Source organism: Amycolatopsis echigonensis (genome assembly GCF_014174495.1).
GTDB classification, from domain to species: Bacteria; Actinomycetota; Actinomycetes; order Mycobacteriales; family Pseudonocardiaceae; genus Amycolatopsis; species Amycolatopsis echigonensis.
In genome coordinates this window covers 1-21,825 of record NZ_JACJHR010000112.1, presented here as the reverse complement: position 1 = coordinate 21,825, position 21,825 = coordinate 1, and the positions used below count along the sequence as shown (strand labels likewise).

Annotated in this window: 21 protein-coding genes; 13 read left to right on the top strand and 8 right to left on the bottom strand. The window is 69.2% G+C overall.

The window, feature by feature from the left end:
- Positions 1 to 1,127 (bottom strand): CaiB/BaiF CoA transferase family protein (locus tag H5411_RS41660; RefSeq protein WP_220818166.1); only part of this gene is annotated, 1,127 nt, incomplete at its 3' end.
- A gap of 106 nt (positions 1,128 to 1,233) precedes the next feature.
- Between H5411_RS41660 and H5411_RS41655 the strand changes: the two genes are divergently transcribed.
- On the top strand, positions 1,234 to 1,980 hold the full coding sequence (locus H5411_RS41655) for an IclR family transcriptional regulator (RefSeq protein ID WP_101434031.1): 747 nt from the start codon (positions 1,234 to 1,236) through the stop codon (positions 1,978 to 1,980).
- On the opposite strand, the gene H5411_RS41650 is transcribed toward H5411_RS41655, so the two are convergent.
- Positions 1,977 to 2,384, bottom strand: a complete 408-nt coding sequence (locus H5411_RS41650; RefSeq protein ID WP_183127050.1) for a MarR family winged helix-turn-helix transcriptional regulator — start codon at positions 2,382 to 2,384, stop codon at positions 1,977 to 1,979. The genes H5411_RS41655 and H5411_RS41650 overlap by 4 nt on opposite strands.
- 95 nt (positions 2,385 to 2,479) lie before the next feature.
- Between H5411_RS41650 and H5411_RS41645 the strand changes: the two genes are divergently transcribed.
- The 7 genes from H5411_RS41645 to H5411_RS41615 all read left to right on the top strand — a co-directional run bounded on the left by H5411_RS41645 (position 2,480) and on the right by H5411_RS41615 (position 9,102).
- Entirely contained in the window at positions 2,480 to 3,550 is a 1,071-nt protein-coding gene (locus H5411_RS41645) for a substrate-binding domain-containing protein (RefSeq protein WP_183127048.1), read from the top strand.
- 88 nt (positions 3,551 to 3,638) lie between these two features.
- Complete coding sequence (locus H5411_RS41640) at positions 3,639 to 4,265, top strand: AmiS/UreI family transporter (protein ID WP_183127046.1); 627 nt, start codon at positions 3,639 to 3,641, stop codon at positions 4,263 to 4,265.
- A 24-nt stretch (positions 4,266 to 4,289) separates the two neighbouring features.
- Positions 4,290 to 5,327, top strand: coding sequence for an aliphatic amidase (locus H5411_RS41635; RefSeq protein WP_183127044.1), 1,038 nt, complete (start codon positions 4,290 to 4,292; stop codon positions 5,325 to 5,327).
- 76 nt (positions 5,328 to 5,403) lie between these two features.
- Positions 5,404 to 6,438, top strand: a complete 1,035-nt coding sequence (locus tag H5411_RS41630; protein ID WP_183127042.1) for an AAA family ATPase — start codon at positions 5,404 to 5,406, stop codon at positions 6,436 to 6,438.
- 79 nt (positions 6,439 to 6,517) lie between these two features.
- Positions 6,518 to 7,675, top strand: coding sequence for a sialidase family protein (locus H5411_RS41625; protein ID WP_183127040.1), 1,158 nt, complete (start codon positions 6,518 to 6,520; stop codon positions 7,673 to 7,675).
- Positions 7,676 to 7,698: 23 nt separating this feature from the next.
- Positions 7,699 to 8,430: a thioesterase II family protein gene (locus tag H5411_RS41620; RefSeq protein ID WP_183127038.1), complete on the top strand. Its 732-nt coding sequence runs from the start codon at positions 7,699 to 7,701 to the stop codon at positions 8,428 to 8,430.
- Positions 8,431 to 8,622: 192 nt separating this feature from the next.
- The gene (locus H5411_RS41615) at positions 8,623 to 9,102 is read left to right on the top strand and encodes a nitroreductase family deazaflavin-dependent oxidoreductase (RefSeq protein ID WP_183127036.1); all 480 of its coding nucleotides are present in this window, start codon (positions 8,623 to 8,625) and stop codon (positions 9,100 to 9,102) included.
- A 464-nt stretch (positions 9,103 to 9,566) separates the two neighbouring features.
- Here the strand turns inward: H5411_RS41615 and H5411_RS41610 are convergent, their stop codons facing one another.
- The 3 genes from H5411_RS41610 to H5411_RS41600 are packed head-to-tail and all read right to left on the bottom strand — an operon-like array spanning position 9,567 to position 12,485.
- Entirely contained in the window at positions 9,567 to 10,811 is a 1,245-nt protein-coding gene (locus H5411_RS41610; protein WP_183127034.1) for an RNA polymerase sigma factor, read from the bottom strand.
- Positions 10,811 to 11,194, bottom strand: coding sequence for a YciI family protein (locus H5411_RS41605; RefSeq protein ID WP_183127032.1), 384 nt, complete (start codon positions 11,192 to 11,194; stop codon positions 10,811 to 10,813). Before H5411_RS41605 ends, H5411_RS41610 begins: the two co-directional genes overlap by 1 nt.
- Positions 11,195 to 11,228: 34 nt before the next feature.
- Positions 11,229 to 12,485: a TetR/AcrR family transcriptional regulator C-terminal domain-containing protein gene (locus tag H5411_RS41600; protein WP_183127030.1), complete on the bottom strand. Its 1,257-nt coding sequence runs from the start codon at positions 12,483 to 12,485 to the stop codon at positions 11,229 to 11,231.
- 94 nt (positions 12,486 to 12,579) lie between these two features.
- On the opposite strand from H5411_RS41600, the gene H5411_RS41595 reads away from it, so the two are divergent.
- A complete protein-coding gene (locus tag H5411_RS41595; protein ID WP_101434020.1) occupies positions 12,580 to 14,127 on the top strand; it encodes an FAD-dependent monooxygenase in 1,548 nt (515 codons plus the stop codon).
- A 948-nt stretch (positions 14,128 to 15,075) separates the two neighbouring features.
- Here H5411_RS41595 and H5411_RS41590 read toward each other — a convergent pair.
- Positions 15,076 to 15,696, bottom strand: a complete 621-nt coding sequence (locus H5411_RS41590; RefSeq protein WP_183127028.1) for an L-threonylcarbamoyladenylate synthase — start codon at positions 15,694 to 15,696, stop codon at positions 15,076 to 15,078.
- An 83-nt stretch (positions 15,697 to 15,779) separates the two neighbouring features.
- On the opposite strand from H5411_RS41590, the gene H5411_RS41585 reads away from it, so the two are divergent.
- The 3 genes from H5411_RS41585 to H5411_RS41575 all read left to right on the top strand — a co-directional run bounded on the left by H5411_RS41585 (position 15,780) and on the right by H5411_RS41575 (position 18,185).
- Positions 15,780 to 16,499, top strand: a complete 720-nt coding sequence (locus tag H5411_RS41585; protein WP_101434018.1) for an MgtC/SapB family protein — start codon at positions 15,780 to 15,782, stop codon at positions 16,497 to 16,499.
- Between the two features lie 118 nt (positions 16,500 to 16,617).
- Positions 16,618 to 17,439 carry a DivIVA domain-containing protein gene (locus tag H5411_RS41580; protein WP_101434017.1) on the top strand — a complete coding sequence of 274 codons (822 nt, stop codon included), beginning with the start codon at positions 16,618 to 16,620 and terminating at the stop codon, positions 17,437 to 17,439.
- Positions 17,440 to 17,903: 464 nt separating this feature from the next.
- Positions 17,904 to 18,185 (top strand): metal-sensitive transcriptional regulator, encoded by a 282-nt coding sequence (locus H5411_RS41575; RefSeq protein WP_009081418.1) that lies wholly within the window; start codon positions 17,904 to 17,906, stop codon positions 18,183 to 18,185.
- 257 nt (positions 18,186 to 18,442) lie between these two features.
- Here the strand turns inward: H5411_RS41575 and H5411_RS41570 are convergent, their stop codons facing one another.
- A complete protein-coding gene (locus tag H5411_RS41570; RefSeq protein ID WP_183127026.1) occupies positions 18,443 to 20,674 on the bottom strand; it encodes a heavy metal translocating P-type ATPase in 2,232 nt (743 codons plus the stop codon).
- Between the two features lie 11 nt (positions 20,675 to 20,685).
- Positions 20,686 to 20,892, bottom strand: coding sequence for a heavy-metal-associated domain-containing protein (locus tag H5411_RS41565; RefSeq protein WP_101434015.1), 207 nt, complete (start codon positions 20,890 to 20,892; stop codon positions 20,686 to 20,688).
- A gap of 114 nt (positions 20,893 to 21,006) precedes the next feature.
- On the opposite strand from H5411_RS41565, the gene cobF reads away from it, so the two are divergent.
- Positions 21,007 to 21,768, top strand: a complete 762-nt coding sequence (gene cobF, locus H5411_RS41560) for a precorrin-6A synthase (deacetylating) (protein WP_183127024.1) — start codon at positions 21,007 to 21,009, stop codon at positions 21,766 to 21,768.
- The last annotated feature ends 57 nt before the right edge of the window (positions 21,769 to 21,825 follow it).

The window sequence follows — 21,825 nt, the reverse complement described above, 5'->3', positions numbered from 1 at the left end:
TTCTTCTCCTCTGCGAGCCAGCGGCGAATCTCGTCGCTGTGCTGCCCCAGCCGGGGCGGGGCGGAATAGCGGGCGACCGGCGTGTCCGAATAGCCGATCGGATGGCGGACCTGCGGCGGCGCGTCGTCGCCGACCGGCACCGTCGGGGCGAGCCCGAGCGATTCCGCGAGCTTGAACCCGTCCGCGAGATCCCCGACCGGGCCGGCCGGCACGCCGACCTCGGTCAGCCGCGCGGCCCACGCCGCAACGGTGTCCGTGCCGAGCTGCTGTTCGAGCGCGGCTCTCAATTCCGGACGGTTGCGCACGCGCTCGGCATTCGTCGCGAACCGCTCGTCGTCGGCCAGCTCCGGAACGCCCAGCACCTCCGCGAGACGGCGGAACTGCCCGTCGTTGCCGCAGGCGAGCGCGAGCACGTCGTCCTTGCAGCGCAACGTTTCGTACGGCGCGATGGACGGATGCGAGTTGCCCATCCGGCGCGGCGCGCGTCCGGTCGTGAGATACGAGGAAGCCTGGTTGGCCATCGAACCGAGCAAACTGGACAGCAGATTCACCTCGACGCGCTGTCCCCGTCCGGTCTTCTCCCGGGCTCGCAACGCGGCGAGAATGCCGATGGTGGCGTCCTTCGCGGCGAGCACGTCGACCAGCGCGACGCCGACCTTCGCCGGTTCGCCGTCCTCGGCGCCGGTGACGCTCATCAGCCCGCCCATCGCCTGCACGAGGAAGTCGTAACCGGGCAGGTCCGCGTCGCCGCCGAAGCCGGAAACCGAGCAGTACACAATGCCGGGATTACCCACGCGGACGGATTCGTAGTCGAGCCCGCGCCGCCCCAGCGCGCCGGACCGGAAGTTCTCCACGAGCACGTCGGCGCGCCGGGCGAGTTCGCGCGCCAGGACCAGGTCGTCCGGGTCGCCGAGATCGAGCACCACGGACTGCTTGGACCGGTTGGCGCATTCGAAGTACGAGCTGGAGTGCGCGGTCCACGGCGGGCCCCAGCCGCGGGTGTCGTCCCCGGAACCGGGCCGCTCGACCTTGACCACCGTCGCCCCGAGGTCCGCCAGGTTCACGCACGCCAGCGGACCGGCCAGCACCCGGCTGAAGTCCGCGACGACGACACCGTCCAGTGGCATGCTCACGAGCGCACCTCCTCGCTACGCATACTGGCATCAAAATACGTATTTACGCAACCCACTGGTCCGGGTAGAGTCCGCGATCACCCGAGGAGAGAAAGCACCGATGCCGACGCACCCCACGCCGGACGGCCGCCCGAGGCCGCACCACCGGATGATCGACCGGGTGTCGACCATCCTGGAGCGGGCCGCGCGCTCCCGGAACGGGGTCACGCTCACCGAGTTCGCCCGCGAACTCGACGCGCCGATGAGCTCGATCCAGGGCCTGGTCAACGGCCTAGTCGCGACCGGTTACCTCGACGAGCACGACCGCCGCTACTCGCTCGGCCCGGCGCCGTACCTGCTGGTGCGGCTGGTCGGCCGCCCCACCGTCACCACGGTGTCGCACGAAGATCTGGAAGCGCTGCACGAGGAAACCGGCATGACCGCAGTGCTGGCGATCATGGTCGGCAGCGACCTCTACTACGTCGACTACGCCTCGCACGACCCGCGCTACGCCTACCTCGCCGAAGGGTTCGTGCGCCGCTCGCCGATCCGCACGTCGACCGGCTGGATCCTGTTGGCTGCCATGGAAAACCGGGACTTGTGGCCGCAGATCGGCGCGCTGCCGCCCGCTGACGCCGAACTGGTCGAACGCTTCGTGCAGGACCTGACCCGGATCCGCACCGAAGGCCTGGTCGCCGCGCCGAGCGCCTCCACCGAAGCCGACGGCGTGTCCGTCGCCGTGGTCGAGGACGGCCGGACCGTCGCCGCCGTCGGCATCATGGGCAGCCACGCCGAGGTCGCCGAACGCAAAGCCGAACTGGTGAAGGTCCTGACCCAGCGTCGTCGCGAGTGGCAAGCACGGTTCTAACCGGGATCAACACTGACGAGGGCCGCCGCCACGCCGCCGTCGGGATCCAGCTCGCGTTCGACCTCGGCGAGCCGGGCCGTCGCCCGCTGATGCGCACTGCGGCCGCGCGGCGCGAGATACACCCGGACCCGCCGCCGGTCCTCGACGTCCACCTCGCGGTACGCCGCCGCGGTGGTGACCAGCCGGTCGACCACCCGGGTCAGCGTCGGCCCGGTGACCAGCGTGTGCCCGGCCAGTTCAGTCATCGTGAGGCCGTCGCCGGCGGCGAGCGCGTCCAGCACCAGCCAGCCGTCGAGGGTCAGCCCCTCCTTCTTGAGGAGCGGCTCGATCCGCAGGGTGACCGCGCGTGCGGTACGGGTGAGCGTTCGGATCAACGACGCCTCGGCCGCCCGTGCCTGCCTCATCCGCCCGCCCTCGTTCCGCCCTTGCGCAAATGCCTCCGCATTGTAAGACTTCCAAATGGAAGCAAGTCAACCCGGCAAGGAAGCCCGGAGCCGGCATGGGACTCGGAGTCGCCAGCCGCGCGAGCGCGTTGCGTGTCGCGCTGGTCGTCCCGCTGCAGGGACCGGCGGGTCTTTTCGGGCCCTCGTGCGAGGCGATCAGCGAACTCGCGGTCCGGGAGCTGAACGACGCGGGCGGCATCCTCGGCCGCGAAGTGACGCTGGAAGTCGTCGACGGCGGCGCTCCGCCCGCCCAGGTCGCCTCGGCCGTGCGACGGCTGGTCGACGCGGGCGAGATCGACGCGGTCACCGGCTGGCACATTTCCTCGGTCCGCAACGCACTCGCGCCGGTCCTCGCCGATCGCGTGCCGTATGTGTACACGTCGCTCTACGAAGGCGGCGAAAGTCGTTCCGGCATCTACTGTTCCGGCGAAATCCCGCGCGTGCAGATCCAGCCCGCGCTGCGGTGGCTGCGCGACAACTGCGGCGCGCGCACCTGGTTCGTGGCCGGCGACGATTACGTGTGGCCGCGCGGTTCGGCGAGCGCGATCCGGCGCTACGCAAGGGAACTCGATCTCCAGATCGTCGGCGAAGCCTTCGTCGGGCTCGGCTCCGGCGACATGGCGCGGCTCGTCCGGCGCGTCGAAACTTCGGCGTGCGACGGCGTTCTCATGCTCTTCGTCGGACAGGACGCGGTCCGGTTCAACCGGCAGTTCGCCGCACGCGGACTCCACGAGCAGATGCTGCGGTTCAGCCCGCTGATGGAAGAAAACATGCTCCTCGCGAGCGGAGCCGAGGCGACCCGAAACCTCTTCGCCTCCGCCGCGTACTTCCGCTCCCTCGTCACCGCGGACGCGATGGACCTGCTCGGCCGGTACGTCCACCTGCACGGCCCGGCCGCGCCGCCGCTCAACAACGCGGCCGAATCCTGTTACGAGGGCCTGCACACGTTCGCCGAACTCGCCCGCCGCGCAGGCACTCCGGACCTGCGCGCGCTGAACGCCGCCATCGACGGCGTGGCCTACGACGGACCGCGCGGGACTGTCGAATTCCACGGCCACCAAGCCGCCCAGCACGTGCACCTCGCCGCCGCGCACGGCTGCGACTTCGATCCGATCACCCGGCTCTGACCCGGGCGGCCCCGGTCTTGACGGCCGCCTCCTGGCCACTTATTTTCATTTGACAGTATTTCATCTAGTACCAACTGAGGAGCGTGCGATGAACAACGTCGGCCTGCTCTACGTCGGGGCGGTACTGCTGGTCAACGGGCTGATGCTGCTCGGGCGCGTGCCCGGACGGTCGGCCGCCGCGCTGAACCTGTTCGTGGGCGGGCTGCAGTGCGTGACGCCGACGGTGCTGATCATCCAGGCGCACGGGGATTCCGAGGCGATCCTCGGCGCGTCCGGGCTGTTCCTGTTCGGCTTCACCTATCTGTACGTCGGGATCGCGAACCTCGCCGGGCTCGAACCCGAGGGCATCGGCTGGTTCTCGCTGTTCGTCGCGGGCGCCGCGATCGTGTACGCCGGCCTGGCCTTCTGGCGGCAGCACGATCCGGTGTTCGGCGTCATCTGGCTGTCTTGGGCTCTGCTGTGGGGCCTGTTCTTCCTCGTGCTCGGGCTGGGCCGCGAGGAGCTGACCCGGTTCACCGGCTGGACGACCGTCCTGCTGAGCCAGCCGACCTGCACGCTGCCCGCGTTCCTCGCGCTCACCGGCGGCTACCGCTCCACCGCGGGCGCCGCTCTCATCGCGGCGGCGGCCGCCGTTCTGCTCGTCGCTCTCGCCGCGGTGCTCGGGTTCCGCGGCCAGCCTCACTCCGTCCACGACCGCGCCGCGGCCGCGGCCTGACCCTCCATCTGAAGGAGAAATCCCATGCGACACGGTGACATTTCCTCGAGCCCGGACACGGTCGGCATCGCGGTCGTGAACTACAAGATGCCGCGGCTGCATACGAAGGCCGAGGTGCTGGACAACGCGCGCAAGATCGCCGACATGGTGGTCGGCATGAAGAGCGGCCTGCCCGGAATGGACCTCGTCGTGTTCCCCGAATACTCGACGCAGGGAATCATGTACGACGAGCAGGAAATGTACGAGACCGCGGCGACCGTGCCCGGCGAGGAGACCGCGATCTTCTCCGCCGCCTGCCGCGAGGCCGACACCTGGGGCGTTTTCTCGATCACCGGCGAACAGCACGAGGACCACCCGAACAAACCGCCGTACAACACCCTGGTGCTGATCGACAACCACGGCGAGATCGTGCAGAAGTACCGGAAAATCCTGCCGTGGTGCCCGATCGAGGGCTGGTACCCGGGCGACACGACGTACGTCACCGACGGCCCGAAGGGGCTCAAGATCTCGCTGATCATCTGCGACGACGGCAATTACCCGGAAATCTGGCGGGATTGCGCGATGAAGGGCGCCGAGCTGATCGTCCGCTGCCAGGGCTACATGTACCCGGCGAAGGACCAGCAGGTCCTGATGGCGAAAGCCATGGCGTGGGCCAACAATTGCTACGTAGCGGTCGCCAACGCGGCCGGATTCGACGGCGTGTACTCGTATTTCGGCCACTCCTCCATCATCGGTTTCGACGGCCGGACGCTCGGCGAAACCGGCGAGGAGGAATACGGCATCCAGTTCGCCCAGTTGTCGCTCTCGGCGATCCGTGACGCCCGCGAGTACGACCAGTCGCAGAACCATCTGTTCAAGTTGCTGCACCGGGGCTACTCGGGCGTGCACGCGGCCGGTGACGGCGACAAGGGCGTCGCGGACTGCCCGTTCGAGTTCTACCGCACCTGGGTCACCGATGCGCAGAAAGCGCAGGAGAACGTCGAGGCCATCACGCGCAGCACGATCGGCGTCGCGGAATGCCCCGTCGGCCAGCTGCCCGCGGAGAAGACCAAACAGGCCTGACTTATCCGCTGGCCGCCGGTTTTCGGTTTTCGGTTTTCGGTTTCGGTTTTCGGTTTCGGTTCAGGGAAAGGACACCATGCCGTTCATCACCGACAGGTACCACGACCAGAACCGGAACCGGCAGCCAGCCGCCCCTCCTGTGTCCACTCCGGACACTCCTGCCTCGTTGGCGGAACGCCTGCGCAGCCGCGTCCTGGGCCAAGACCCGGCCATCGACGCCGTCGTCCGGGCCATCACCCTGGCCCGCGCGGGCGCGACCGAACCCGACCGTCCACTCGCGACAGTCCTGCTGCTGGGCCCGACCGGGGTAGGCAAAACCGAACTGGTGCGCCAAGCAGCCGCCGCCCTGCGCTCCGGCCCGGACGATCTGTGCCGGGTGGACATGAACTCCCTCGCCCAAGAACATTACGCAGCCTCCTTCAACGGGGCCCCGCCCGGATACGCGGGAAGCAAGGAATCCTTCACCGTCTTCGATCGCTCCACTGTGGAGGGTGACCCGTACACCCCAGGGATCGTCCTCTTCGACGAGGTGGAAAAGGCCCACCCCACCGTCCTGCGCGCACTGCTGGGCGTCCTCGACAACGGAATGCTGCGTCTCGCGAACGGCCAGGAAAAGATCTCCTTTCGCAACAGCTTCGTCTTCCTCACCTCAAACCTGGGCTCAAAAGAACTCGCCCGCCGCCGCGGCTCCCGTTGGCGCACGCTCCTGGACCGCGGCCACACCCGACGGGCGGTCGTCGACAAAGCCCTGCGGTCGTTCTTCGACCCGGAGTTCCTGAACCGCGTCGACGAGACCGTGATCTTCGACGAACTGGACCGCGCCACTGTCGAGCGCGTCGCCCGCCTGGAAACCGACCTGCTGCGCGCGAGGCTCCGCCGCCGCGGCGTCGATCTCCAGGTGGACGAATCCGCCGTCCGCCTGCTCGCCGACCGGGGCTTCGACCCGGTCTACGGCGCCCGCGGCCTGCGCCGGACCCTGCGCACGCACCTGGCCGCCCCCGTCGCCGAGGAAATCCTGCGCGCACGCCCGACCGGCACCGCCCCGCTGCGGATCGCCGCGACCGCCGCGGCCGGAACCGTCCGCGCGACCGCCACCGGTCCGGAGTCTTGACGCCGCGCGCCCTCCTCTCTAAGTTCTCCGGACATAGGACGTCGGACATCCCATGTCCGGAGCGAGAGGCGGTCCCCCGGTGCTCCCGAGAACAGTCACGCTTGCGCTCGCCGCAACGATCTTGAGCGTCATCCCGGCCCCACCGGCCGGCGCGACCCCCGGCTGCACCTCGTCGACCCCGTTCACCTCGGGCACCGAGGGCTACCACACCTTCCGCATCCCCGCGGTGGTCCGCGCGGCGAACGGCTCACTGGTCGCCTTCGCCGAAGGCCGCCGCGACTCCCCTGGCGACTCCGGCGCGATCCAGACCGTCGCCAAAACCTCCCGCGACGGCGGCTGCACCTGGGGCGACCTGCGCGTAGTGGACAGCAACGGCGACGCCACCGCCGGAAACCCGACCCCAGTGGTAGCCCGCAACGGCGACCTGGTGCTGTTGACTGTCCACAACGGACCCGTCAGCGAAAAAGCCATCATGTCCGGCACCGTGTCCCCGCAAGACACGCGCCGGGTGTTCGTCCAGCGCAGCCCCGACAACGGCCGCACCTGGACGCTCGCCCGCGACATCACCGCCACGACGAAACTCCCGTCCTGGCGCTGGTACGCCGCCGCGCCCGGGCACGCGACTCTGCTCCAGCACGGCCGGTACGCCGGGCGGATCGTCGTGCCCGCCAACCACTCCAGCGCACCTCCCCCGGGTTCCGCGGACGTGGGAACCGAAGCCAAGTACTACGGCGGGCACGACCTCTACAGCGACGACAACGGCCGTACCTGGCACATCGGCTTCACCGACGACCCGACCGACGGCGTCATCGCCCCCAACGAAACCACCGCCACTGAGTTGCCCAACGGCACCGTCTACTTCTCAAGCCGCAACCAAGGCTCCGCCCCGGAAAACCGGCTCGACGCCTACAGCACCGACGGCGGCCGCACCCTGACCCGTCCCTATCAAGTGCAGCCGACCCTGTCCGGTCCGAAGGTAGAAGGCAGCGTCCTGCAAACGACCAACCCCCGCGTACTCCTCTACTCCGGCCCCTCCGACCCCGCCGCCCGCCGCACGATGCAACTGAGGACCAGCTCGGACCGCGGCAAAACCTGGCAGCCGTCGACCGTTCTCGCCGACGCTCCAGCCGGCTACTCCGATCTGGTGGAACCAGACCGTTTCACCGTCGGCGTCCTGTTCGAAACCGGGGTCGCCAGCGCGTACGAGAAGATCGAATTCCGCAGGCTTTCTCTTTGACCGCCCCCGGTAAAATCGCCCGCATGACGGACCCGTGGCTACGCCGCTTCCACCCCGCCGACGACGCCCCTGCCCGTGTGGTGTGCCTGCCGCACGCGGGCGGCGCAGCCCCGTTCTTCCACCCGCTGTCGAAAGCGCTGTCCCCCGCCGTCGATGTCCTCGCGGTGCAATATCCCGGCAGGCAGGACCGCATGGCCGAACCCGCCCTGCGCACCATCGACGAGCTGGCGGACGGCGTCACCCAAGCCCTCCTGGCGTGGCTGGACCTGCCGGTGGTGCTCTTCGGCCACAGCATGGGCGCGACGCTCGCGTACGAGGTAGGCCTGCGCCTCGAGTCAAGAGGCACGCCCCCGGAGGCGGTGGTCGTTTCGGGTCGCCGAGCCCCGTCCCGCCTGGTCCACGACCACGTCCACCTCCAAGACGACGAGGGTTTGCTGTCCGAGATCGAAGGCCTGGCAGGCACCGACCCGAGGGTGCTGCGAGACCCGGAACTGCGGGAGCTGTTCCTGCCAGCCCTGCGAGCGGACTACACGGCCATCGAGACCTACCGCCCGAGCCCAGGCCCGCTCACCGCGCCCATCCACGCCCACACCGGAGACGCCGACCCCCACGCCCCCGTGGACGACGTGCAAGCCTGGTCGTCGCACACCAGCGGCGAGTTCACCCTGACCACGTACCCGGGCGGCCATTTCTACCTGGTCGACCACGCGGCCGCGCTGACCGACGCCCTCCTGAAACTGACGAGCGGGTTGTAGATCTCTCTTCGCGCTACTCCGCTTGTCACCCTTGTGGCCCTTGTGGCCCGACAAGCCCGCACGACCCCTCCGCTCCACTTGTCGCCCTTGCCGCCCGCCCGCCAAGCCCGCACGGCAACCGCCCCCGCCGCACGGTCCGCCCGAGCCGCCACCCCGGCGACTTCCCCTTCGCCGCCCCGTAGGCTGCCGCCCATGGAACTGCGCAGGATGTTCGCCGGTTTGGGCCGCAGCAAGGCATTCGCCGCGTTCGGCCAGGCGGTGATGCCCGCCGACCGCCTGCTCCTCCGCATCAGCGGCGGCCGCCTTGGCATAGGCGCGGCAGTCGGACTGCGCACCCTCTTGCTCACCACGATCGGCCGCACCACCGGCGAACCACGCCAGGTCCCGCTGCTGTACGTCGAACGCCCCGGCGGATACGTCGTGATCGGCTCCAACTGGGGCGGTGAACGCCACCCCGCTTGGACGGCAAACCTCCTGTCCCACCCCGACGCGACAGTCTCCGTCCACGGCCGCACCGTGCCAGTTCGAGGACGTCTCCTGAAAGACGACGAACGACAGGAAATGTGGGACGCAGTCGCCTCCTACTGGCCCGCCTATGACCGCTACGCCGAACGCGCCTCCCACCGCGAAATCCGCGTATTCCTCCTGGAACGCACAAACTCCGCCCCCTGACCGGACCTGGCTCGCTCCGGATATCCCCGATTTCTCCGGCGCATGCCGCGGAAACCTCAATCCGGCGACCCGCTCGTCCGGCCGCATTCCCACCTACTCGCTACACCGGGCGACCTCTCCACCCCAGAGACACCGCGCGACCAGCTCGCTGACCGCTCTGGTGGCCCATCTATCCCAGCGACACTACTCGACCTGACAACTCTGCTTTCTCTCCCACCAGGCCACCTATCCAGCCCAGCGACGCCACGCGACCAGCTCACTGACCGCTCTGCTGGCCCATCTATCCCAGCGACACTACTCGACCAGGACGCTGACAACTCTGCTTTGCTATCCCACCGTGCCACCCTGCGCAGCGACTTCCTCAGCCGCGCGGCCGAACCGACGGCGCAACCCACCGCCCGCCCAACCCGAAACCGCCTGCCTCACGCCTGACGCCTCCCAACAACCTGCGAGACACCACCCGCCTACCCTTCGCGTGGAAGGAGTTTCGCCGCCTTCCCCTGGAGATACCGCCGTTCCGGAATGCTGCTCGTCCGTTTCGCCGCGCGCAGGTAGTGCTCGCGCGCACTCGCGGTATCACCAGCGAGTTCGAGCAGATGCGCACGGACCGCGTCGAGCCGGTGGCCCTGCTTCAGGCGCGCGTCGTCCTCGAGAGTGGCCAGCAGTGCCAGTGCTTGCTCCGGACCGTGAACCATCGCGACCGCGATCGCCCGGTTGAGCGTCGTGACGGGGCTGGGCGCGAGTTGTTCGAGCAGGCCGTACAACTCCAGAATCTGCGCCCAGTCAGTGGAATCGGCGCCCGCCGCCTGGTCGTGCAGGGCCGCGATGGCAGCTTGCACCTGGTACGGCCCCACCGGGCCTTGCCCGAGTACCCGGTTCACCAGCTCCAGCCCCTCGACGATCAACGGCACCGTCCACTTTCGACGGTCCTGTTCGGCGAGCGGCGTCAGCGTTCCGTCGGGCCCGGTGCGCGCCGGCCGTCGCGCGTCGGTGAGCAGCATGAGCGCGAGAAGCCCCGCGACCTCGCCATCGTCCGGCAGCCGGGCATGGACGGCGCGCGTCAGCCGGATCGCTTCCTCGGACAGTTCGGCCCGATGAAGATTCTCGCCGGAGGTCGCCGTGTATCCCTCGTTGAAGATCAGGTACAGCACATGCAAGACGACCTGCAGCCGAGCCGGCCAATCCTCGGTGGACGGCGGCGTGAAGGTCGAACCAGCCGCCGCGACGGTCTCCTTCGCCCGCGTGATCCGGCGCGCCATGGTGCCTTCCGGCACGAGGAACGCGCGCGCGATCTCCGCCGTCGTCAATCCGCCGACCGCACGCAGCGTCAGCGCGACCTGCGAGCTGGGCGTAACCGCCGGATGGCAGCACAGGAACAGCAAGGTCAACGTGTCGTCCTGCTCCGGCGGCTGCTCGTCCTCCGGCCCGGGCACCACCGCGGTCAGCGCGACGTCTTGCACCGCAACAGTTTCCTCGCGCCGCCGACGGGCGCTCTCGCTGCGCCAAAGGTCGGTCAGCCGACGGGTGGCAACCGTGAGCAGCCACGCGCGCGGGTTGTCCGGCACCTCGCCGGCCGACCACTGCTCGACCGCCGCGACGAGCGCCTCCTGCACCGCGTCCTCGCACGCCTCGAACTGCCCGTACCGCCGCACGAGCGTCCCGAGCACCTGCGGCACGAGCGGCCGGAGCAGCTCGCCGACGTCCGCCATCAGCCGAAGTCGGACTGTGTTTCCGCGTCAGCGAAGAACACGACCGGCCGGACCTCGATGCCGAGCCCGTCGATCCTCGCGTCGGGAATCATCGCCGCGATCTCCAGCGCCCGGTCCCGGCTCTCGCATTCGACCAGGTAGAACCCGGCGAGGAACTCCTTCGACTCCGCGAACGGACCGTCGGTGACCGCGGGCACCCCGCCGCGCACCCGCACGACGGCACTGTCCTCCGGCCCGCCGAGCGCCTGCGTGTTGATCATCTCGCCGGACGCCCGGATCTTCGCGACGAAGTCCGCGTGCCCGTCCATCACCTCCTGTCGGGTCTCCTCGCTCAGCCCTTCCCATACCTCGGGGTTCATGTGCATCGTCAGCAGGAACTTCACGTCGTCTCCCCAGCAGCCGGTCCTGCCGACCAACCTAGCGGAGCCGCGCGGCGATGCCGTCCAGCAGACATTCGAGGCCGAGCTCGAACTGCGCGTCCTCGGCCGCGTCCGCGCCCGTCCTCCGCGCTCGGTCAGCAGCATCCACCGCCTGGTCCGTGACCGCGTGGCCCGACCCGGCCGCTCGACCTGAGCCCGTCGACCGATCGGTTCCGGTCGGCTGACCGGTTCCCGTCGGCTGCCCCGCTCCGGCAACCGCCCATGCATCCCGAGCCCGGACCGCTCCGGCACCCGGCTGACCGACCTCAGCCGAGTCGAGACGACTCCCGTCCCCTCGACCAGTCCCAGCCGCCCGGCCAGTCCCAGCCACCCGGCCAGTCCCAGCCGCCCGGCCAGAGCCAGCCACCCGGCCAGTCCCAGCCGCCCGGCCAGAGCCAGCCGCCACGCGGTCCGCCTCAGCCGCCCGCCCAGATCCGGCCACGTCCGCATCCGCCCGAGCGGCCACCTCCGCACCCGGCCGAGCGGCCGCCTCACCGGCACCGGCCCCGCGGCCCGAACCGGTCACCCGGCCAGACTCGTCCGTCTCCGCGACCGATCCGGCCCCCTCCGCCTTGACCGCGCCGGTCTCGCCAGCCGCGTCGTGCCGCTCGGCCAGAAAGCTCTCCAGCACCTGCACAAGCAACGGATACGGACTGTCCTCCGACGCGATGTCGCCGAACCACGCCCGCGCCTGCCGCTGCACGTCCACCACGTCGACGAACGCGTTGCGCTGCCACATCGCCCGCTCTTCCGCCCACTGCAGCGCCTGACCGATGACGTACCCGTCGAGCAGCCGGGCGTACCCGAGCGCCGACGCGAGGTCCTGCCCCAGCCGGTCGAACGTCGCCAGCACGAACTCCGTCCGCCGGCTCGCGTTGGGCCCCGCCGGGGGCCGTTGGTGCACGAACCGCGCGTACCACGGATGCCGATTCGTCATCGCCCACATCTCGACCGCGACAGCAGTCAACTCGCCCCGCCAGTCCTCGCCCGGGACTTCCGGGGTGCGCACCTCGCTGTTCGCCAGGTCCAGCATCAGGTCCACCAGACCGTCTTTGCTGTGCACGTAGCGGTACAGCGACATCGGCGTGGACGCGCCCAGCTCCTTCGCCACTGCCCGCATCGTGAGCGCCTCCGCGCCACCGTGGTCGGCCAGCCGTACAGCCGCGTTGACGATGTCGATTCGTCCGAGGCCCCAACCGCGTTCCGGCGGCTCAGGCAACAGCCAAATCGGCGGTGTCGGCCCTTGATCTCCCATTCAACTCCCTGTCTCCAGCCCGCTTGCGTACACAGTACATCGTCATGTACAACGTACACAAGATGTACGACGTACACGACCTGGGGGTTACGAAATGACAGCACGAATTCCCGTTCTGATCTGCGGCGGAGGGATCGCCGGGCTCACTGCAGCCCTGTTGCTGCACCGCGAGGGGGTAGCGCCGATGCTGGTGGAAAAGCACGCCGGCACGTCCCCGCAGCCGAAAGCACGCCGGTTCAACCCGCGCAGCACCGAAGTGTTCCGCTTGCTCGGCCTCATGGACGAGGTCGAGCAAGCGAGCGCACCGCTCGCGTCGTTCACCGGAATGCTGACCGGCACCACGCTGGCCGACGCGACCTGGCCCGAGGTCACCGACACTCTGCGCGAACGGCTCGCCCAGCACGCGAAAATGCCCGATCTCAGCCCGGCGCCAAGCGTGCTGTGTCCGCAGGACGTGCTGGAACCGGTGCTGCGGCAGGCCGCCGCCGAGCGCGGGGTGTCGGTTCGGTTCGGCACCGAGTTGGTCGCGTTCGAGCAGGACGGCACCGGGATCACCGCCGAACTGCGCCCACCCGATGGCGAGCCGTACCAGGTCAGCGCCGAATACCTGATCGCGGCGGACGGCGCGCGCAGTCCGATCCGCACCGCGCTCGGCATTCCGCGCAGCGGGCACGGGCATCTGGCCGACAATCTCGACATTTGCTTCCGCGCCGACCTCGCCGAGCTCGTCCGGGACAAACCGTTCAACCTGTGCCGGATCGAAAACCCGGCCGCTTCCGGTGCGTTCGTGTCGGTCAACGGCACCGACCGGTGGCTCTTCTCCACCTCTGACTTCCCCGGCTCGGAATCCCTGGGCGAGGACGGCTGGTGCGAGTTGCTGCGCACCGTCGTCGGCGCACCGGACCTCGAAGTCGAAGTGCTGAGCCGGATGCACTGGGAGTCAGGAATGTACGTGGCCGACCGGTTCTCCTCCGGCCGGGTCTTCCTGGCCGGCGACGCCGCACACGCGATGCCGCCGATGGCTGCCGCGGGTGCGAATACCGCGATCGCGGACGTAGCCAACCTCGCCTGGAAACTCGCCGCGGTGCTGTCCGGCAAAGCGACGCCCGCCCTGCTCGACACCTACCACGCCGAGCGATACCCGATCGGGTACGCGACGGCGGAGTTCTCCAGCATGGCCAGCGGCCATCTCGGAACCATGCTCAGCGCGATCACCAGCGACGACGCGCCGCGCATCGACCCGCTCGCCACGCTGTTCGGCGTGCAATACGACCACGGCGCCTTCGTCCCGGACGGACGCGGTCCCGCACCAGAAGACCGGTACGCCCCGGCCGGTCGTCCAGGCACCCGAGTGCCACACGCTTGGCTCGACGCCACGACGTCCACAGTGGACTTGGCGGGGCCTGGCCTCGCCTTGCTATGCGGCCCGGACCACACCCGGTGGACAGCCGAAGCCGACCGCCTAGGCCTCCGTCTCGTTCCCGTCTCGGACGAGGCATGGCTGGCCGAGACAGAACTGCCTGCCGACGGCGCGCTGCTGCTCCGGCCGGACGCCATCGTCGGCTGGCATTCCTCGTCGGAGGTCCCGCTTGCCGACGCCCTGGCCCGCATGCTCAACACCCCCGTGGAGGCAACCGTGTGATCTCTTCGACGGTGCCCGGGTTCGCCCGCCCCGCGGCACCGGATCTGCCACCCATCCGACGCAAGAGAGGAGTATCGATCGAACGCACCTGAGAGCGCGGACCCCGGTGCCGGTTACCTGCCAGCCCGCTTCGGCACCGACCGGTTGCGATCCGCCGCTGTCTCTCCTGTCCAGGCCGAACCGCGCCACCATGCCAGCCCGCGCTTGGCGCGGCTCGTGTCCGACGGAGACTGCAGCTGCCGACGCCCCCGACGGCGACAATCGCCGCAGCTCGCGCCAACGGGAATCCAGCGCCAACAGGAGTCTAGAGAGCCATGGCCGCTGCCGAGGGAGGCCCTCGAGCGTGCCGCGGCTGCGCTTCCCGCCGGACCCGCCAGCGGTTCGCGCTGGACGTGCCACCGGGCGATACCGGACGCGCCAGCGGTTCATGCCCAACGTGCCACCGGATCACGCCGGACGCGCCAGCGGTTCATGCCGAACGCGCCACCGGATCACGCCGGAGGCACGGCTGGACCACGTCGGTCGCCGTCGAGGGTGCTCGGCTTATCCGGCGACGAGAAGGTTCCGCCGCCTGCATCAGGAGAAGGAGGCTCGCCAGCGACCTGCATTACCGTCCGCCGACCCGCCGCGGTCGTCACTCCGAGTGGCCTGCGCCAGCATGCGCTCGTATCCGCAGCAGGCCGGAGCTGCGAACGTCCGCCGCGCGACCCGCGCTACCCAGCCTCGCGGCGACCGTTCCGGACCACGAGCAGTCGGTTCAAGCCGCCGGTACCAGTGGCCGTCAGTAGACAGCCCGTGTCGGCAGCTGCCGCGTCAAGAAGCTGTCAGGTGCAGCCGTCGAGCCCGGCAAACCGCGTCAACAACGTCACGCCGAGCGGCCCGAGAGCACCGCCCGCATCAGGATCACAACCAGACCACAGGAGGCGACAAAACCGATGACGACCCTGGTCACTCGAACCGGGACGGGTCTCCCGCCCCATGCCGCACGACCTCCGCCTCTCCCGAGGAGAAGTCGATCACCGTGGTGGGTTCCACACCGCAGTCGCCGGAGTCGATGACGGCGTCCAGTACGTGGTCGAGTTCTTCCTTGATCTCCCAGCCCTGGGTGAGGGGCTCGCCGGAATCGGGCAGCAGCAGCGTGCTCGACAGGATCGGCTCGCCCAGTTCGCCGAGCAGTTGCTGGGTCACCACGTGGTCGGGGATCCGTACGCCGACGGTCTTCTTCTTGGCGTGCAGCAGCCGCCGCGGGACTTCCTTTGTCGCCGGGAGGATGAACGTGTACGCGCCGGGGGTGCTGGCCTTGATGGCGCGGAACACCGCGTTGTCGATGTGCACGAACTGGCCGAGCTGGGCGAAGTCCTGGCAGACGAGCGTGAAGTGGTGCCGGTGGTCGAGCTTGCGGATGGTGCGGATCCGTTCCATCCCCTGCTGGTTGCCGATGCGGCAGCCGAGCGCGAAGCACGAGTCGGTCGGGTAGGCGATGAGCCCGTCGTCGCGCAGCAGGTCGACCACCTGGGAGAGCGCGCGGCGCTGCGGGTTCTGCGGGTGCACGTCGAAGTAGCGGGCCATTGCCCGAGCTTAGGCGTGATCGCCGGGCCGGGCGCGCGGGCTCTCTGAGGGCCGGGCACAGTGACGGGAGAGGAGGTACGTCCGTGCATGCTCTTTGGTCCACCGGCGAACAGTGGGAACTGCTGCCTCCAGTGCTGCTCGCCCTGCTGCTCAGCACGGTGATCGGCATTGAGCGCGAGGTCGGCAACAAACAGGCCGGCCTGCGCACGCACACGCTGGTCGGCGTCGGGTCGGCGGTCTTCATGCTGGTGTCGAAATACGGCTTCGCCGATTTGCTCGGCATCGAGCACGTCGCACTCGACCCGTCGCGGATCGCCGCGCAGATCGTGTCCGGCATCGGGTTCGTCGGCGGCGGGCTGATCTTCGTGCGCCGCGACGCGGTGCGCGGCCTCACCACCGCGGCGACCGTCTGGCTCGCCGCGGCCGTCGGAGTCGCGTGCGGTGCCGGGCTTCCGGTGCTGGCCGTCGCGACCACTGCCGGGCTTGTCGTGATCACGCGCGGATTCCCGCCGATTTCCCGGTTCGTCGCGCGCCATCGGCGGCAGCCGCCGATTCTCCGGTTGAGCTATGCCGACGGCCACGGAGTACTGCGTGCCGTCCTCGCCACGTGCACCGACCGGGGTTGGGCCGTCCACCGCGTGGCGGTCGACCGCGAGACAGTTTCCGAAGAGGGACAACGGATCGCGGTCGTCACCTTGCTGTTGCAGGGGCGCGGAGATCTTCCCGAACTCACCGCGGAACTGGCCGAATTGCCCGGCGTGCGAAGCACCGCGACCGGCACTGAAGACCCGCTCGAAGATTGACCCGCCCCAGGCTCCCACGGAGCGCCGGACTTCAGGCACACTGGAGGCAGTGCGGAAACCCCGGTGCGGCAAGAAAAACGAGCGCCGAGGAGAAACCATCCAAATGGGAGGTGAGAGCATGGCCCCCGGCGGTGGCGAGGACCTGATGGCCGTCCGGCCGTCCTTCGACTCGGCTTGGCGCGGCTATCAGCGCGGCCAGGTCGAAGAATTCGTCACGTGGGTCGAGGCGGAATTCCAACGCCTCGCCGCGGAACGCGACGCCGCGGCACACCAAGCGGCCGAACTCGCCGAGCGCAATCGCGAACTGCGCGCGACGATCGACCGGATCAGCCGCACCCCCATCCCGCCGGACGCATTGCAGGAACGCTCCCGCCGGATGGTCGAGCTGACGCGCGAGGAAGCCGCGGAGATCACCGCCCGCGCCGAGGACACCGCCGCGCGGATCATCGCCGACGCCAAGGCAGAAGCGGTTCGTCTCACCGAAAAGGAACGCGCGCTCGTCGAAGCCGTCGCCGCGGACCGCGAGCAACAGCGAAGAGAACACGAAGATCTGCTGCGCCGTGCAGTCGAAGAGCGCAAGGCCGCAGACGAAGCGGCCGCGAAGGAACGCCAGCGGCTCGAAGAACATCTGACGCGCACGCTGGCCGACCGTCGCACCGACGCACTCCGCGAAATCGCCGACCGCACCGCCGCCGCCCGCGCCGAAGCCGACGCGCACGTCCGCCAAGCCACCGACCACGCCACCCGAATCGTCTCCGACGCCGAACAGCGGGTCGCCGAACTCGTCGCCGTCCAGCAACGGGTAAAGGCCGCGCTGCGAGGCGCCCGCGAACTGCTGGCCACCGCGAACGCCGACCTCGCCCCGGACGGCACACCCGTGCCGAACCAGCGACGAACGTCTCCCCTGCCGGAAGTCGCCGAGGCTGCCCCGACGGGCTGAACACCAGCTGCGGAGACGCCGTGGGTGCCTGCTCGGCTGGCCAGCCACGGCGAGCATCCACCTGGCACCGCCCGCCGACGTCCCCACCCGCCCACGTCGCAGAGGCGTTTCCTCGAAGACCAGCAGCGGAGATGCCGAGGGGTGCCTGCTCGGCGACCAGCCACCGCGAGCATCCATCTCGCATCGAAGCAACGCAGGGCCCCGCGCTCGCCGAAGGCACCGAGGTCGTCTCCGCTAACTGAGCATCGGCGCGGTTCAGCAGGGCGGATGCTCAGCAGTTGGCCACTGCGAATGCCAGCCTTGGCCGGACGTGGCTTCCGGGCGCTCAACCAGCGTCCAAACCTCTGCGCTGAGCCATGTCGCCTAGGCCACCTCGGCCAACTGGAGCGCCGAGCCCGGATACACCGGGTGGGTATACTCGGTAGTGAACCACCGGGGATGCCGAGGAAAAGGGACGATGTGCGATGACCGGCTACGGCAGTGAACGAGAGGCCTACCTCAAGCGCCTTCGCCGGATCGAAGGCCAGATCCGCGGCCTGCAGCGCATGGTCGAGGAGGACAAGTACTGCATCGACATCCTGACCCAGGTGTCGGCGGCGACGAAGGCGTTGCAGTCGTTCTCGCTGGAACTGCTCGACGAGCACCTGGCGACCTGCGTCGTCCAGGCGGCGGCCGCTGGCGGGGAGGAAGCGGACCTGAAGGTGCGCGAGGCCTCCGACGCGATCGCCCGTCTGGTGCGTTCCTGAAGTAACTCCCAGAGCATCAGTCCGGTTTTCCTGCTTGGTGCTGCCGGGAGACCGCAGACGTCGGCTTCGGGCGAAGCTTCATCCCGGTACTCAGAGCGTGCGTGGAGGCGGGCGGATCCCCACACAGTTCAGCGCAAACCACTACGGCAACGACCAGGCTGGTCAGCGAGACAATCCACAGTCGTCCACCCAGACCAGCGCCAAAGGCAGACGGGCCAGCAGCGGAAACTCCCGCCGCTGGCCCGTCTCCAGGTGAATCACGCTGCGCGGAACCGTCGCAGCCGCAGGCTGTTCGAGACTACGAACACTGACGAGAAGGCCATCGCCGCGCCTGCGATCATGGGGTTGAGCAGACCGAACGCCGCCAGCGGCAGTGCCGCGACGTTGTAGGCGAACGCCCAGAACAGGTTCCCCTTGATGGTGCCGAGGGTGCGCCGGGCGAGGCGGATCGCGTCGACGGCGGCTCGCAGGTCGCCTCGGACCAGGGTCAGGTCGCCGGCTTCGATCGCTGCGTCCGTTCCGGTGCCCATGGCCAGTCCGAGGTCGGCTTGGGCGAGCGCGGCCGCGTCGTTGACGCCGTCGCCGACCATGGCCACCACTCGCCCTTCGCCTTGCAGGCGCTTGACCACGGCCACCTTTTCCGCAGGCAGAACCTCCGCCACTACCTCGGTGATGCCCGCGGCGTCGGCGATCGCTTGCGCTGCGCCGGCGTTGTCGCCGGTCAGCAGCACCGGCTGCAGACCCAGCGCACGCAACTCGGTGACGGCTTGTGCTGACGTCGGCTTGATCGTGTCCGCGACCACCAGCACACCCCGTGCGACACCGTCCCACGCGACGAAGACCGCCGTCGCACTTCGCGCTTCTGCTGCGGCTTTGGCCTCGGTGAGACGGTCGTCGATCTTGACGCTCCAGTCGGCCAGGAAGGCCGCACGACCAGCGAGGACAGCTGCGCCTTCCACGAGGCCGGAGACGCCGAGACCCTCCGTGTTCCGGAACTCCGTCGCCGCCGGGAGGTCGCCGACCCGCTCGCGAGCACCGTCTGCGATCGCTTTCGCGATCGGGTGCTCCGAAGCGTGCTCGACCGCCCCGGCGTAGCGCAGCAGTTCGCGCTCCGTGACGCCTTCTCCGACGTGGACGTCCACCAGGCTCATTCGCCCGGTCGTGACGGTCCCGGTCTTGTCGAGCACCACGGTGTCGACCCGGCGAGTGGACTCGAGCACCTCCGGTCCCTTGATGAGGATCCCGAGCTGCGCACCGCGGCCGGTGCCGACGAGCAGCGCGGTCGGCGTCGCGAGCCCCAGTGCGCATGGGCAGGCGATGATCAGGACCGCTACCGCCGCGGTGAACGCCTCGGTGGCATTTCCGCTGGTCAGCAGCCAGGTGATCAGCGTGCCCAGAGCCAGCACCAGTACGATCGGCACGAAGACCGCCGAGACGCGGTCGGCCAGTCGCTGGACCGCGGCCTTGCCGTTCTGCGCCTCCTCGACGAGCCGGGCCATCTGCGCGAGCTGCGTGTCCGAGCCGACCCGCGTCGCGCGCACCGTGATCCGGCCGCCGACGTTGACCGTCGCTCCGGTCACGCCGTCACCCACTGCGACCTCGACCGGCACGGATTCCCCGGTGATCATGCTGACGTCGACCGCCGAGCTACCGTCGGTGACCACGCCGTCCGTGGCGATCTTCTCGCCGGGGCGTACCACGAACGTGTCCCCGACCCGGAGCTGATCGACCGGGATCCGCTGCTCGCGGCCGTCCCGAAGGACCGTCACGTCCTTCGCACCGAGTTCGAGCAGGGCCCGGAGCGCAGCGCCAGAGCGACGCTTGGACTTCGCCTCGAAATAGCGGCCGGCGAGGATGAACGTGGTGACGCCCGCCGCGACCTCGAGGTAGATGTTGTCCGTCCCCGAGCCCCCGGACACGCTGAACTCGAAGCCGTGCCGCAAGCCCGGCATCCCCGCCATGCCGAAGAACAACGCGTACAGCGACCACAGCGTGGCGGCGGAGACGCCGAGCGAGATCAGCGTGTCCATCGTCGCCGCGCCGTGCCGGAGGTTGGTCCAGGCGGCGCGATGGAACGGCCACGCACCCCAGACCACGACCGGCGCGGCGAGCGTGAGCGACAGCCACTGCCAGTTAGTGAACTGCAGCGCGGGGACCATCGCCAGCACGATCACCGGCACCGTGAGGATCGCCGAGTACAGGAGCCGGTCGCGCAGCGGCCGCGTCTCGTCCTGCTCGGGTTCCTCCGGCTTCTCCGGTTCCGGCGCCTGCGCGGTGTACCCGGTCGCTTCGACGACGCCCACCAGGTCGTCGACCGAAACGGTGGAGGGGTATTCGACGTGCGCCTTCTCCGTCGCGTAGTTGACGCTCGCGGTGACGCCTTCGACCTTGTTGAGCTTCCGTTCGACCCGAGCAGCGCACGACGCGCAGGTCATCCCGCCGATGGCGAGTTCGACTGACTGCACGGGGGCTGGTGTCGTGGTGCTCATGTCACTCCTTTTTACGCGACGACCTGGTAGCCGGCCTCAGCGACCGCGGCCTCGACGGCCTCGCGCGAGATCGGCTCCGCGCTGATGACCTTGACCGCGCCGGTGGCGAGGTCGACGTCGACCTTCTGCACGCCGGGCAGGCCGCCTACCTCCTCTTTCACCGATCCGACGCAGTGCCCGCAGGTCATGCCCTCGACGGTGTAAGTCGCTTCGGTCATCGCCACACTCCCTATCGTGCTCTTCGCTGATGCCTCCTTTATACCCCTAGGGGGTAGTGGCATGCCAGGGGACCCCCTCGTGAGTCCGGTTACCCGCCGGGAGAGACTGCTGGTATGCGGAAGATTTACGCGATCGGGATCGGCGCCGGCGACCCGGAACACCTGACGGTGCAGGCAGTCGACCGGCTCAATCGCGTCGACGTGTTCTTCGTGCTCGACAAGGGCAGCGCGAAGGCCGACCTGGTGCAGCTGCGCCAGGAGATCCTGGAGCGGTTCGTGAGCCGGCAGGGGCATCGCGTGGTGAGCGCGAAGGACCCGGACCGCGACCGGACGCCGTCCGACTACCGCACCGCGGTCGCCGACTGGCACCACCTCCGCACCGACGTCTACGAGCGGCTGATCCGCGACGAGCTGGCCGACGGCGAGACCGGCGCGTTCCTGGTCTGGGGCGACCCGGCGCTCTACGACAGCACCATCGCGTTGATTGAGGCCGTCCTCGCGCGCGGGAACGTGGCGTTCGAGTACGAGGTCGTGCCGGGGATCAGCAGCATCTCCGCGCTCGTGGCACGGCATCGCACGACGATGAATCAGATCGGCCGGGCGGTGCAGCTCACGACGGGTCGCCGGCTGGCCGAGGGCTGGCCGAGTGACGCTGATGACGTCTTCGTGCTGCTCGACGCGCACACCACGTTCGATCAGTACGCGGGCAAGGGGTTGTGGATCTATTGGGGCGCGTACGTCGGGACTCCGGAAGAGATTTTGCTGTCCGGCCCGTTGGATGACGCGTTGGCGGCGAAGATCCGGGAGACGCGGGCTGCGGCTCGGGAGCGGCACGGGTGGATCATGGACACGTATTTGCTGCGCCGGCCGGAGTGAGGGCGGCGGGCCGTCTTCGCGGTCCGCCCGTTTTCGGGCATGAAAAAAGGGGCGGGA

What these genes read in the sequence shown, in the direction of transcription:
- H5411_RS41610 (WP_183127034.1), bottom strand. Translation starts at nt 10,811, where the DNA reads ATGGCGGACGTCGGCGAGCTGCTCCGGCCGCTCGTGCCGCAGGTGCTC.
- H5411_RS41615 (WP_183127036.1), top strand. Translation starts at nt 8,623, where the DNA reads ATGGAACTGCGCAGGATGTTCGCCGGTTTGGGCCGCAGCAAGGCATTC.
- H5411_RS41620 (WP_183127038.1), top strand. Translation starts at nt 7,699, where the DNA reads ATGACGGACCCGTGGCTACGCCGCTTCCACCCCGCCGACGACGCCCCT.
- cobF (WP_183127024.1), top strand. Translation starts at nt 21,007, where the DNA reads ATGCGGAAGATTTACGCGATCGGGATCGGCGCCGGCGACCCGGAACAC.
- H5411_RS41645 (WP_183127048.1), top strand. Translation starts at nt 2,480, where the DNA reads ATGGGACTCGGAGTCGCCAGCCGCGCGAGCGCGTTGCGTGTCGCGCTG.
- H5411_RS41580 (WP_101434017.1), top strand. Translation starts at nt 16,618, where the DNA reads ATGGCCCCCGGCGGTGGCGAGGACCTGATGGCCGTCCGGCCGTCCTTC.
- H5411_RS41565 (WP_101434015.1), bottom strand. Translation starts at nt 20,892, where the DNA reads ATGACCGAAGCGACTTACACCGTCGAGGGCATGACCTGCGGGCACTGC.
- H5411_RS41590 (WP_183127028.1), bottom strand. Translation starts at nt 15,696, where the DNA reads ATGGCCCGCTACTTCGACGTGCACCCGCAGAACCCGCAGCGCCGCGCG.
- H5411_RS41575 (WP_009081418.1), top strand. Translation starts at nt 17,904, where the DNA reads ATGACCGGCTACGGCAGTGAACGAGAGGCCTACCTCAAGCGCCTTCGC.
- H5411_RS41595 (WP_101434020.1), top strand. Translation starts at nt 12,580, where the DNA reads ATGACAGCACGAATTCCCGTTCTGATCTGCGGCGGAGGGATCGCCGGG.
- H5411_RS41655 (WP_101434031.1), top strand. Translation starts at nt 1,234, where the DNA reads ATGCCGACGCACCCCACGCCGGACGGCCGCCCGAGGCCGCACCACCGG.
- H5411_RS41635 (WP_183127044.1), top strand. Translation starts at nt 4,290, where the DNA reads ATGCGACACGGTGACATTTCCTCGAGCCCGGACACGGTCGGCATCGCG.
- H5411_RS41570 (WP_183127026.1), bottom strand. Translation starts at nt 20,674, where the DNA reads ATGAGCACCACGACACCAGCCCCCGTGCAGTCAGTCGAACTCGCCATC.
- H5411_RS41650 (WP_183127050.1), bottom strand. Translation starts at nt 2,384, where the DNA reads ATGAGGCAGGCACGGGCGGCCGAGGCGTCGTTGATCCGAACGCTCACC.
- H5411_RS41640 (WP_183127046.1), top strand. Translation starts at nt 3,639, where the DNA reads ATGAACAACGTCGGCCTGCTCTACGTCGGGGCGGTACTGCTGGTCAAC.
- H5411_RS41600 (WP_183127030.1), bottom strand. Translation starts at nt 12,485, where the DNA reads ATGGGAGATCAAGGGCCGACACCGCCGATTTGGCTGTTGCCTGAGCCG.
- H5411_RS41630 (WP_183127042.1), top strand. Translation starts at nt 5,404, where the DNA reads ATGCCGTTCATCACCGACAGGTACCACGACCAGAACCGGAACCGGCAG.